Source organism: Methylibium sp., assembly GCF_031393925.1.
Lineage (GTDB): Bacteria > Pseudomonadota > Gammaproteobacteria > Burkholderiales > Burkholderiaceae_C > Methylibium.
Genome location: NZ_JANMWL010000193.1, coordinates 1 through 12,093, shown reverse-complemented (window position 1 = coordinate 12,093; position 12,093 = coordinate 1). Strand labels below are relative to the sequence as shown.

General features: G+C 69.2%; 11 protein-coding genes. 2 read left to right on the top strand and 9 right to left on the bottom strand.

Going from position 1 to position 12,093, the window contains the following annotated elements:
* From RMO12_RS10590 to RMO12_RS10555, 8 genes are all read right to left on the bottom strand, one after another.
* Positions 1-2,361 (bottom strand): ATP-binding protein, encoded by a 2,361-nt coding sequence (locus RMO12_RS10590; protein ID WP_309639264.1) that lies wholly within the window; start codon positions 2,359-2,361, stop codon positions 1-3.
* 19 nt (positions 2,362-2,380) lie between these two features.
* On the bottom strand, positions 2,381-2,947 hold the full coding sequence (locus RMO12_RS10585; protein ID WP_309639263.1) for a DUF4390 domain-containing protein: 567 nt from the start codon (positions 2,945-2,947) through the stop codon (positions 2,381-2,383).
* Positions 2,948-3,043: 96 nt separating this feature from the next.
* Positions 3,044-4,402 (bottom strand): 16S rRNA (cytosine(967)-C(5))-methyltransferase RsmB, encoded by a 1,359-nt coding sequence (gene rsmB / locus RMO12_RS10580; RefSeq protein WP_309639262.1) that lies wholly within the window; start codon positions 4,400-4,402, stop codon positions 3,044-3,046.
* 33 nt (positions 4,403-4,435) lie between these two features.
* Positions 4,436-5,257: a hypothetical protein gene (locus RMO12_RS10575; RefSeq protein WP_309639261.1), complete on the bottom strand. Its 822-nt coding sequence runs from the start codon at positions 5,255-5,257 to the stop codon at positions 4,436-4,438.
* Positions 5,254-5,886, bottom strand: a complete 633-nt coding sequence (locus RMO12_RS10570) for a LemA family protein (protein WP_309639260.1) — start codon at positions 5,884-5,886, stop codon at positions 5,254-5,256. The genes RMO12_RS10575 and RMO12_RS10570 overlap by 4 nt, the downstream gene beginning before the upstream one ends.
* Before the next feature lie 153 nt (positions 5,887-6,039).
* Positions 6,040-6,753: a 7-cyano-7-deazaguanine synthase QueC gene (gene queC, locus RMO12_RS10565; RefSeq protein WP_309625661.1), complete on the bottom strand. Its 714-nt coding sequence runs from the start codon at positions 6,751-6,753 to the stop codon at positions 6,040-6,042.
* On the bottom strand, positions 6,750-8,045 hold the full coding sequence (locus tag RMO12_RS10560; protein ID WP_309639259.1) for a glutamate-5-semialdehyde dehydrogenase: 1,296 nt from the start codon (positions 8,043-8,045) through the stop codon (positions 6,750-6,752). Before RMO12_RS10560 ends, queC begins: the two co-directional genes overlap by 4 nt.
* 26 nt (positions 8,046-8,071) lie before the next feature.
* Entirely contained in the window at positions 8,072-8,314 is a 243-nt protein-coding gene (locus RMO12_RS10555; RefSeq protein ID WP_309639258.1) for a hypothetical protein, read from the bottom strand.
* Positions 8,315-8,387: 73 nt separating this feature from the next.
* Between RMO12_RS10555 and RMO12_RS10550 the strand changes: the two genes are divergently transcribed.
* The gene (locus RMO12_RS10550) at positions 8,388-8,825 is read left to right on the top strand and encodes a universal stress protein (RefSeq protein ID WP_309625664.1); all 438 of its coding nucleotides are present in this window, start codon (positions 8,388-8,390) and stop codon (positions 8,823-8,825) included.
* 57 nt (positions 8,826-8,882) lie between these two features.
* Here RMO12_RS10550 and RMO12_RS10545 read toward each other — a convergent pair whose 3' ends face one another.
* On the bottom strand, positions 8,883-11,486 hold the full coding sequence (locus tag RMO12_RS10545; RefSeq protein ID WP_309639257.1) for a DNA topoisomerase III: 2,604 nt from the start codon (positions 11,484-11,486) through the stop codon (positions 8,883-8,885).
* A 104-nt stretch (positions 11,487-11,590) separates the two neighbouring features.
* Between RMO12_RS10545 and RMO12_RS10540 the strand changes: the two genes are divergently transcribed.
* The coding region (locus RMO12_RS10540) for an SET domain-containing protein-lysine N-methyltransferase (RefSeq protein WP_309639256.1) at positions 11,591-12,093 on the top strand (503 nt) is incomplete at its 3' end.

The window sequence follows — 12,093 nt, the reverse complement described above, 5'->3', positions numbered from 1 at the left end:
TCAGTAGGTCGCGGACGGCACATCGGCCGCTCCGCCGGGCGCCCCTTCGCGGGACACCCATCTGGAAAATGATATCGAAACTTGCGCGCCACCCACTGCGGGTTGACCTTGCTCGGCTTGGCTGTCAGCTGGAAGGTTGACCAGCCGCACGCGCGCGGCGTGCTCGTCGGCGATTTTCTTGACCACCGCCAGACCCAGGCCCGTGCCCTTGGTCTTGGTGGTCACGTAGGGCTCGAAGGCGCGTTTGAGCACCCGTTCGCTGAAGCCCGGACCGTTGTCCGACACGACGAGTCGCACCGAGCGCCACTGGCCCTGGTCGTTCTTGGCGCCTTCGGTGCGCAGGCGCACCTGGCCCGAGCCTTGGTCGGCCACCGCGTCGAGGGCGTTTTGCACCAGGTTGTGGACCACCTGGCGCAGCTGAGTCGCGTCGCCCTCGATCAACGGCAGGCCTTCGACGAACTCGGCCTTCAGTTGGCCCGACTCCTGCGGCCCGGCATAGAGCCCCAGCACCTCGAGTGCCAGCGCGTTCAGGTCGAGCGGCACCAGCTGCGCCGCCGGCAGCCGCGCGTAGTCGCGAAACTCGTTGACCAGCGTCTTCATCGCCTGTACCTGGTTGACGATGGTGGCGACCGATTTGACGAGCATCTGCTGGTCGCTCTCGCCGAGCTTGGCCTCGAGCTTGTGCTGCAGCCGCTCGGCCGAAAGCTGGATCGGGGTGAGCGGGTTCTTGATCTCGTGCGCCAGGCGCCGCGCGACCTCGCCCCAGGCCTCGGCGCGTTGCGCCGACACCAGTTCGGTGATGTCGTCGAACACCACCAGCCGGGCCGCACCGGGGAGTTGGGCGCCGCGCACGAGCAAGGTCACGCCGTCGCGGTCGGGGGCGCTCTTGAGTTCGAACGAGTCCTGCCACTGGTCACGTTCACCGAGTTCGGGGCCGGTCTCGAGCTGCTCGAAGCGTCGCCGCAGCGCGGTGTCGAAATCAGCCAGCCCCGGCACTTCGCCGAGCCCGCGGCCGAGATAGGCCGACAGCGGCAGGCGCAGGATGCGCGTGGCGCCGGCGTTGAGGCTGTCGACGTGGCCGGAGCGGTCGAACACGATCACGCCGGCACTCATGTTGTCCAGTATGGTCTGCAGCTTGGTGCGCGCCTCCTCCAGCTCCGCCAGGCTGTGCTCGATGAGACCGCGCGCATCGGCCAGTTGCTGCGTCATCTTGGCGAACGAGCGCGTCAGCCCGCCGAGTTCGTCGCGCGAGGCGAACACCGGCTTGGGGCTCAGGTCGCCGCGCGCCACCTCGCGCACGCCGTCGGCCAGCAGCAGCAGCGGTCGCGCCAACCGGTTGCCGAAAGTCACCGCCAGCAGCATGGCGCCGAACACCGCCAGGATCAATGTGAGCGTGAGCGTGCCGATGTACATCTTGCGCAGGCCGTCGCGCGCCAGCGAGCGTTGCTGGTATTCACGGTAGGCCGACTGCACGGCCAGCGCATTGACCGCCAGCGTCGGCGGCAGCAGCTGCGTGACCATCAGGTAGCGGTCCTCGCCGCTGAGCGAAAAGCCGGTCGAAGGCAGCAACGCAAGCGCACGCACGCGCGGCTGCGCGGCCGACACCGGCGCCCCCGCGGCACGCAGCGCGGCGCTGTCGTCGTCCAGACCCTCGACCTGCGCGGTGACGCGCGACTTGCGCGCCTGACGCAGCAGCGCCAGCGACGGCCGCTCGGGGGCCAGCACCGCCGCCGCGCCAGCGCTCGCCAGCACATGACCGGTCGGCCCGATCACCGCCACGTCCTGTGCGGTCAGCTGCTCGCGCAGCCGCTCCAGCGCGAGCGGTTGCTGGCGCTCCGGCGCCTCGGCCAGGCGCTCGGCCGCGACGCGCGTCTTGTCGGTCACGTCGCTCACCAGCGTGTCGAGCGTGCCGCGGCCGAGGTTCAGCCCGGCCTCGAGCGCGCCCTCCACGCGCACGTCGAACCAGCTCTCGATACTGCGCGAAACGAACTGGTAGCTCACCGTGTAGACCAGCACACCGGGCAGCAGTCCGACCAGCCCGAAGATCGCCGCCAGCCGCAGCAGCAGCCGGGAGCCGAAACGACCGCGCGCCACGCGCGCCCCGAGGCGCAGGCCGTTGCCGACGATCACCGCCACCAGCAGCGTGGCGATCAGCACGTTGACGGCCACCAGCCAGGGATAGTGGCGCTCGTAGAACTGGCGGTTGTTGGTGGCGATGACGAGCAGGAAGGTCAGCACCAGCGCCGCGCCGATGCTGGCCGCCAGCGACACGATCCACAGCCAGCGCGAGGTGTGCCGCCCGCTGCCGCGCGACAGCAGGAGCGCGACGCGCCGACGCCAGCGCGGGGTGCTGGTGCTCATGGGGGGCTCGTACGCACCTTCAACGCGCGACGGGTTCGGGCACCACCGCCGTGCGCTCGAGCGCAAGGTCCCAGGCGGCTTGGCCGCCAAAGCCGATCTGCAGCGGCCGTGGCAGTTGCGAAGTGTCCAGGCGCAGGCTGAATTCGACGTACTGGCGCGTCTCATCCTCGAGCACCGAAGCGTCCGCCAACTTCCAGCGCGTGGCGCGCTGGATGGAGCCGAGCGCGTCCGACAGGGTGTCGTAGTTCTGGCTCACACTGCCCAGGTTGATGCGGTAGTGGCGGGTCAGCGGCTGCCAGGTCAGGCGCCAGTTGCGAGTGGCACGCGTCACGCGCTTGTCGCGCCAGTACCAGCGCGAGCGCAGCACGTCGGCCTGGGCGACGAAGTACAGCGGCACGCCCTTTTGCAGCGCGTCCTCGACCGCACGCGGCAGCTCGATGCGGGCGGTGTAATCGAGCAACAGGCCCTGCTCGTCACGAGTCAGACTGAAGCCGGTCAGGTCCAGCCCGTCGGCGCGGGCCGATGGCGCCGTCAGCCCCGACGCCAGGGCCAGGACGAGCAGCACGCCGAGCCCCGTTCGCGACACCGCGCGGGGCTGAAAAAACCAGCATCGAACCCAGGCGGTGAACACGGTCGGGGGCAGCTCGGTCGTTGGATCTCGTGGACTTCTCGGGTGGGGGTGCTAAGGCGCGCGCTTGTCGAGCACGGCGTAGAAAAAGCCGTCTGTCACCGACGGCGGCAGGCCAGAGGCCCCCTCGATGGCATTGTCGGCCAGGGGGAGCAGGTGCCCGGGCGAAGGCCGCATGCAGGCGTCGCTTGCGCGTTGCAAAAAAGCGTCGACCTGCTGTTCGCCCTCGGCGCGAAAGATGGAACAGGTGGCATAGACCAGCCGCCCGCCGGGCGCCAGCAGCGGCCACAGCGCATCCAGTAGTTCGCGCTGGGTGCGCGCGAGTGCCGCGGTGTCGCTGGCGCGGCGCAGCCAGCGCACGTCGGGATGGCGGCGCACGATGCCCGAGGCGCTGCACGGTGCGTCGAGCAAGATGGCATCGAACAGGCGGCCGTCCCACCAGCTTTGCGGGTGGCGTGCGTCGCCCGCCTGCACTCGAGCGCGCAAACCCAGCCGGCCCAGCGTTTCGCTCACCTTGCCGAGCCGGCCAGGGTCGGCGTCGAGCGCCAGCAGGTCCAGTTCGGCCAACTCCAGCAGATGGGCGGTCTTGCCGCCCGGCGCCGCGCATGCGTCCAGCACACGGGCGCCGGCTGGCAAGCGCGCAGCGCCGAGAAGCAAGGGCGCGGCCTGCTGGGCGGCGAGGTCCTGCACCGACACCAGGCCCTCCGCAAAGCCCGGCAATTCATGCACCGGCCGCGGCGCACCCAGCTCCACGCCGTGCGAGCCGACAGCGCGGGCCGGGATGCCGGCCTCGGCGAGCCGGTGGAGGTAATCACCGACGCTCGAGCGCCGAGCGTTGACGCGCAGGCTCATCGGCGCGCGCGCATTGGCCGAGCGCAGCAGCGCCTGCCACGTGGTCGGCCAGTCCTGCTGCAGCCGCGCTATCCACCAAGGCGGATGGTTCCACTGCGCCAGCGGCTCGCAGAGCGCCTGTTCCAGTAGCGCATCCTGCTCGCGCAGGAAGCGTCGCAACAGCGCATTGACGAAGCCCGCTTGCGCGCGGGCGCGCTGCTTGGCGGCCTCGACCGCCTGGCTGACCAGGGTGTGCGGCGCATAGGGTGGCGCATACGGCAGCGCCTCGCCCGATTCGCCCTCCTGCCAGGCCAGCGCCAGCGCGGTGAGCAACAGTGCGTCGACCCAAGGCGGCGGTGCCTTGGCGGCCAGCAACTCGCGCAGCACCTGCGCGCGCCCCAATCCGCGCAAGGCGCGAAACGCCAGCGACTGCGTTGCCGGCCGCGCCGCCACGGGCGTGGCGGCGAGCGCGGCGGTCAGCGAGCGGCCGGCGCGCACCGCGGCGACGGCGTCGGCGGCATGCGCCAGCAGCGCGGCCAACGGCAGCGAGGCGGCTCGGGCGGGGTCGGGGGCAGCGGTCACGGGCGCGCAGTGTAGGCGGCGCCGCGTTGGCGGCTAAGACACTGCGTCGTGCGTCCAGCCGGTCTCGACGTAGCGCTCGGCCAGCGTTGGCGGCAGCGGCGCGTCGAGCAGGGTCGCGACCAGCCGCAGCGCGTCGCACGCCTGCGCATCGAGCCCCTCGACGCCGGGCGGCTCTAGCGCGTCGACCAAAGCACGCAGCAGCACCGGCCGCAGCATCCACGACTGCGCCTGCAACATACGCAGCGCCGGCAGCAGATCTTCGGCATGCGGCACGCCGCGCCGACGAGCTTCGTTGGCGTCCTGCGTCGCCCACGGGGCGAGCATGCGCTCATGCCAGGCCCATCCCTCGGCGCCGATGCCACCGTCGGCCTGCGCCAGCGGCACGATGCGCGCCAGGAAAGCGGCAAACACCGACAGCGCCGGGACGGTCGATGCCGGCAGCTCGCTGCCGGCTGCGGGCGCGGACAGCGGCGCCTCGCCGAGCCGATGCCGCATCACCAACCAGCGCAGGCGGTCGAGCGGCCTGACGCCTCCGGCCGCGGCGAGCACGCGCCGCGCATGCTCGAGCAAATCGCGCTTCTCCGCGAGCGGCGCGGGGCGCGAGCGGTCGAGCAAGGCCTCGAACACCGGCAGTCGCGTGGCTGGCGCGAGCAGGGCGACATCGACGCCGATGCGCTCGGCCAGCGCCACCCCGACACAGGCGCGTTCCCAGGCATGCTGCTGCGGCTCATTGAAGGGTGACACCAACAGCGCCAGCAACGCCGTGCGCCGCTCGAGCGGGCCGTGCGCCAGCGCGAGCCGCTCAAGCGCACCGCGTTGGCTGGCGACCGCGGCGTCCGTCGCCGCAGTGCTCACCGCCGGTCTCCGAAGGAGGAGACGAGTTGCGAATCCGGCCCGCGCTCCGGCGACGCACCCTGCAGCGGCGCGGCCGGCCGAAAGCCGAACGCGCTCGCGACCAGCCGCGTTGGCAATTCATGCACCGCGGCGTTGAAACTGGCGACCGCTTCCTTGAAAACGCGCCGCGTGAAGGAAATCTGCTCGTCGGCTTCTTGCAGGCCGTGAAGCAGCGCCTGCACGCGCTCGGCGATCGGCGGCTCGTCGAGCAGCCCCGCGCGCGCTCCGATCAGCACGCGCAGCGGCCGCAGCGCGCCGTCGAGCACCTGCTCGGCCAGCCCCAGGCTCTGAATCGCCCCGGCGCTGCTCGGGCGCACCTGGGCATGGTCGGCAGCCGCCTGCGCCTGGCGCGTGGCCGCGACCACGGTCTGCAGGGTGGACCGACCGACCTCGTCAGACATCGCGGGCAGTTCGGCCAGCGCGGTCGCCAGGTCAAAGGCGAGCGCCTGGCGGCGACGCAGCTGCGCATCGATGGGCGCCCAGGCCGCCGTCACCGCACTGCGCAGACTGACCAGCCGGTTATAGGCGCCTACGCCCCAGAACAGCAGCAACGCCGACAGCGCGACGAACACGATGCGGCTCGTGCTCATCGGGCAAGCTCTCGGTGACCGTTAAAGGCCGTTCCAACGCCCGGGAACTCGCCGCGAGTGAGCGGGGTTGGCCCAGGATGTCTCAACGGCCGAGAAGGCGTGGTCTTCATGACAGACCACTCTACGCCAGCACCACACGGCCGGCGCTGCGGCTCAGCCCGCAAGACCGGCGCGCCACGCCTCGTGGCCCTTGCGGCGCAGTTCGCAGGCCGGGCAGGCACCGCAGCCGTAGCCCCAGGCGTGGCGGTGTTCGCGCTCACCGAGGTAGCAGCTGTGCGTGTGCTCGACGATCAGCTCGCAAAGTGCATCGCCGCCGAGCGCCTGCGTCAGCGCCCAGGTGCGCGCCTTGTCGAGCCACATCAGCGGCGTCTCGATCGTCATCGGCGTGGCCATGCCCAGGCTGAGCGCCACCTGCAGCGCCTTGAGCGTGTTGTCGCGGCAGTCGGGGTAACCCGAGTAGTCGGTCTCGCACATGCCGCCGACCAGCACGCTCAGGTTGCGTCGGTAGGCGATGGTCGCGGCGAAACTGAAAAACAGCAGGTTGCGCCCCGCCACGAAGGTGTTGGGCAGGCCGCTCGCCTGCATCTCGATGGCGCGCGGCTCGGTCAGCGCCGAGTCGGAAATTTGCGCGAGCAGCCGCAGGTCGAGCAGGTGATCGTTGGCCAGCCGGCCGGCCCAGAGCGGGAACACCTCGCTAATGCCTTGACGCACACGCCCTCGGCAATCGAGCTCGACACGGTGACGCTGGCCGTAGTCGAAGCCGATCGTCTCGACATGCGCATGGCGCTCGAGCGCCCAGGCCAGGCAGGCGGTCGAGTCCTGCCCGCCGGAGAACAGCACCAGGGCACCGCGCGGGTCCAGGCTCATGGCGCTGACTCGCCGCGCACTTCGCCCTGGCCGAACACCACCCACTTCATCGAAGTCAGGCCCTCCAGCCCGACCGGGCCGCGGGCGTGCAGCTTGTCGGTGCTGATGCCGATCTCGGCGCCCAGGCCGTACTCGAAGCCGTCGGCGAAACGCGTGCTGGCGTTGACCATCACGCTGGCGGAATCGACCTCGCGCAGGAAGCGCATCGCGCTCGGGTGATGGGTGGTCAGGATCGCGTCGGTGTGGTGCGAGCCGTAGCGGTTGATGTGACTGATGGCCTCGTCGAGCGACGCCACCACCTTGATGCTGATGACGGGCGCCAGGTACTCCTCGGCCCAGTCGGCCTCGGTCGCGTCGGCAAGCCTGGCGCCGGCAACGCCCGCGAGCAGCGATTTCGCAGCGGCGTCGCAGCGCATCTCCACGCCCTTGGCGGCGAACGCGGCGCCGATGCGCGGCAGGAAAGCCGCCGCCTGCGCCCCATGCACCAACAACGACTCGGTGGCGTTGCAAGGGCTGTATTTCTGCGTCTTGGCGTTCTCAGTCACGCGCACGGCCAGGTCAAGGTCGACCTCGGCGTCGACATAGGTATGGCAGTTGCCGTCCAGGTGCTTGATCACGGGCACCGTGGCCTCGGCGGCGATGCGCGCGATCAGCCCCTTGCCGCCGCGCGGGATGATCACATCGACGTACCGCGGCATCGTGATCAGCCGGCCCACCGCAGCGCGGTCGGTGGTCGGCACGCCCTGCACGGCGCCTTCGGGCAGGCCCGCTTCGCACAGTGCGCGCGCCACCAGGCTCATGAGCGCGGCGTTGGAGTGCCGCGCCTCGGAGCCGCCGCGCAGGATGGCGGCATTGCCGCTCTTGATGGCCAGCGCGGCGGCGTCGATGGTCACGTTGGGGCGGCTCTCGTAGACCATGCCGAACACGCCCAGCGGCACGCGCATCTGGCCCACGGTGATGCCGCTCGGGCGGCGACGCAGGTGGGTCATCTCGCCGATCGGATCGGGCAGTGCGGCGACCTGATCGCAGCCTTCGGCCATCTGGGCGATCACCGCGGCGGTGAGGCGCAGGCGGTCGAGCAGCGGCGCGTCGAGCAGCGCGGCGCGGGCAGCTTCCAGGTCGCGCTCGTTTTCGGCGCGCAGCATCGCGGCCTCGGCCCGAATCGCGCGGGCCAGTGCCAACAGCGCAGTGTTCTTGGCCGCCGTCGGTGCGGCGGCGAGCGCGCCCGAGGCCGCGCGCGCCGCTTCGCCCAGGCGGCGCATCAAGGTGTCGAGGTTTTCCTTCGCATCCATGGCGTCGATTGTCGCAAAGCAGGGCTTCAGCGCACGCCCAGCCCGCCCGGCACCGCGGCGAGCAGCAGCAAGCACAGCGGCGCCCTGACCGCCCGCATCAGCAGCAGTTCGTCAATCGACCCGTAAATCGGCGCGCCGCCGAGCTCAGGCCATGTCGGCCACACCGGTACCGCAGCACGATCGAGTGAATGGCCGTGCGCCGGCCTCGCGCGCGGCGGCGTGCTGGTCAAGAAGCTGGCGATTGGCTCGAGCAACAGCACCGACGACATGGCCGCCGCATCGAGCGATCGCAATGCGCGGTGCCGTGAACTAAGCTTTTGACTCCACTGCACAGGAGTCGCCATGTTCAAGCATTTGCTTTTGCCGACCGACGGCTCGGCCTTGTCGGAGGACGCGGTTCGCAAAGGCCTGCGCCTTGCCAAAGTGCAGCAGGCCCGGGTCACCGCCATCCATGTGCTGCCCGAGTTCCACGTGCTGACCTATCACACCGCCATGCTCGAAGACACGCGCGAGCAGTTTGTCGCGAACTGCAAGCTGCAGGCCGAGCAGTTCCTGTCGATGGTGCAGCGCACCGCGCGCGAGGAAGGCGTCGCCTGCGAGACGCGCATGGTCACCAGCGACCATCCGCACGAGGCGATCACGCGCACCGCCGAGCAGGCCGGCTGCGACCTGATCGTGATGGCCTCGCACGGCCGGCGCGGACTGCAGGGCTTGCTGCTGGGCAGCGAGACGCAGAAGGTGCTCACTCACAGCAAGGTGCCGGTGCTGGTGCTGCGCTGAGCGCGCTTGGGCAAACGAGCGATTCGACTGCGGTTCGCGCTTGCACGCTTCACGCTTTCAAGCGGACTTCTTCGCCGCCGCTTTTTTGGCCGGCACTTTCTTGGCCGGGCGTGGCTCGAAGGTGAAGCCGACCTTGCCCTCCTTGGCGTCCCAGGCCAGGCGCGCCTTGAACTTGCGCCGCGTCTTGTTGGAAACGAAGTTCTCCAGCAGCTCGGTCTGACCTTCCTTGAGGAGCCGCGTCATCTGCTCGCGCGCCACCGGCTGCTGCAGGATGATCTTGCCGCTCTTGAAGTCGCAGGTGACGTGCGCACCGACCGCGTGTTCGCAGACGTAGCTCGCGCCATGCTCGAACACGCGGCCCTTGCACTTGGGGCAGGCGCCGAGGCTTTGCTGGTCTGAAAAGTCCACCGGCGTGCCGTCGCCCTCGGCCTTCTTCGCGTCTTCGCCGAAGTCGAACTCGAGCTTCCAGTTGCCGATCTCGTCGTCGAGGATGAGTTTGAGTTCGGCGGTGAAGGGCCAGCCGGCCTTGGAGCGAAAGCCCTCCAGCGGGCCGATTTTCTTGTGCGCCAGGAAGGCCTCCACCTCGCCCAGCTCGAAGCTGCGCCCGCCGGGGCTCTTGCCGATCGAGAAGCCGCAGCCGTTGTCTTCGGCCGCTTGCGTGCCCACGCAGGTGTAGCGGCGGTAGTTTTCCTTCACTACGCCGGCGCACTTGGGGCAGGGCGTCTTCAAGGTCGCGTAGTCGCCGGGGATGGTGTCGCGGTCGTATTCCTTGGCCTTGGCGACGATGCGCTCGGTCATCGCGGCGATCTCGGCCATGAAGGCGCTGCGGCTCAGCTTGCCCTTTTCCATCTCGGCGAGCTGGTACTCCCAGTTGCCGGTGAGCTCGGGCAAGGTCAGCTCCTCCACGCCCAGGCCGCGCAGCAGGGTCATGAGCTGGAAGGCCTTGGCGGTCGGCACCAGCTCGCGGCCGTCGCGGTGCATGTACTTCTCGTAGATCAGCCCTTCAATGGTTTGCGCGCGCGTGGCCGGTTTGCCCAGGCCCTTCTCCTGCATGGCTTCGCGCAGATCCTCGTCGTCGATCAGCTTGCCGGCGCTTTCCATGGCGCTCAGCAGCGTGGCCTCGGTGTAGCGCGCGGGCGGCTTGGTGCGCAGCGCGTGTACGTCCACGCTCTCGGTGCCAACCACCTCGCCTAGATCGACCGCCACCAGGGTGGAATCGGCGTCCTCGATGTCGCGGCCGTAGACCGCCAGCCAACCCGCCTTGACCATGACCTTGCCGTTGGTCTGGAACTTGTGTTCCTTTTGAACCCCGCCCAAGAGCGCCTTCACGGTCGAGATGCGCGTCGTGACCATGAACTCGGCCGGCGGATAGAACACCGCCAGGAAGCGCTTGACCACCATGTCGTAGAGCTTGGCCTCGATCTCCGAGAGGCTCCTGGGCGCCTGCAGCGTCGGGATGATGGCGAAGTGATCCGACACCTTGGCGTTGTCGAAGATGCGATTGTTGGGTTTGACATAGCCCTCCTTCACCGCCTTCTTCGCATGCGCCGCGAGCGCCTTCAGCGGCCCGGGCAGGTCTTCGGTGGCCAGCATCTGCATCGTCTCCTTGACGACCGCGACGTAGTCCTCCGGCAGCGCCTTGGAGTCGGTGCGCGGATAGGTCAGCACCTTGTGCTTTTCGTACAGCGCCTGGGCGATGGAGAGCGTGGTCTTGGCTGAAAAGCCGAAGCGCGAATTGGCCTCGCGCTGCAGCAGCGTGAGGTCGTAGAGCTGCGGGCTCGCCTGGCTGCTGGGCTTGGCCTCCTCGGTCACGGCGGCGGGCTGGCCGCGCACCGCTTGCGCGATCGCCTGCGCATCGGCCTGGCTCCACACCCGGTCGGCGCGGCGCTCGGCGTCTTCGTTTTTCTTCCACGCGGGGTCGAACCACTTGCCTTCGTAGAGCCCGGCCTTGGCGGCGAAGCTCGCCTTGATCTCCCAGTAGTCGCGGGCAATGTGCTTCCTGATCTTTTCTTCGCGCTCGACCACGATCGACAGCGTGGGCGTCTGCACCCGGCCCACGGTGGTGAGAAAGAAGCCGCCGTCGCGCGAGTTGAACGCCGTCATCGCACGCGTGCCGTTGATGCCCACCAGCCAGTCGGCTTCGCTGCGACTGCGGGCCGCATCGGCCAGACCGTGCATCTGCTCATCGCTGCGCAGCGCGCCGAAGCCGTCGCGGATCGCCTGCGGCGTCATGCTCTGCAGCCATAGGCGGCGCACCGGCTTGTCGATCGCCTTCTTGCCCGCGCCGGCGTACTGCACGATCAGGCGAAAGATCAGCTCGCCCTCGCGCCCGGCGTCGCAGGCATTGATCAGCTCGCCCACGTCCTTGCGCTTGACCAGCTTGACCACCGCGCCCAGGCGGCTCTTGGCCTTGTCGATCGGCGCCAGGTCAAAGTGCGGCGGAATCACGGGCAGATGCGCAAAGCTCCACTTGCCACGCTTCACGTCGAATTCCTCCGGCGCCTTGATCTCCACCAAGTGGCCCACCGCCGAGGTCACGACGTAGTGCTCGTTCTCGAAGTGGTCATCGTGCTTGTCGAACTTGCCGCTCGAGGGCGTCAGCGCGCGCACGATGTCCTGCGCGACCGACGGCTTTTCTGCAATCACCAGTGCTTTGCTCATGTGTCCTAAGTCGTTGCTGCCCGTCCCTACAATCCGGGCTCTCTCGCGCACGCGCGCCTACACACGCGCGCACACCCATGAATTCAATGTATCCAAACCCGGACATGACACAAGCGCCCCGCGGCAAGACCGCAATTCCCGCCCGCAACGGCAGCGCACCGGCCGGCGGGCGTCGCATCCAGGTGCGTCGCTCGAGGATCCACGGCAAGGGCGTTTTCGCGCTGCAGCCGCTCGCCAAGGGCCAGACGCTGATCGAATACACCGGCGAAGTCATCGCCTGGCCCGAAGCGCTGCGCCGCCACCCGCACGACCCGAACGACCCGCACCACACCTTCTACTTCAGCATCAATGAAGAGCATGTGATCGATGGCAAGGTCGGCGGCAATACCTCGCGCTGGATCAACCACGCCTGCAAGCCCAATTGCGAGGCCGACGAGACCGATGGCCGCGTCTTCATCAAGACGCTGCGTGCCATCAAGCCGGGCGAGGAGCTGTTCTACGACTACGGCCTGGTGATCGACGAGCGCTACACGCCCAAGCTCAAGAAGCAGTACGAATGCCGCTGCGGCGCCAGGAGCTGCCGCGCCACCATGCTCGCGCCCAGGCG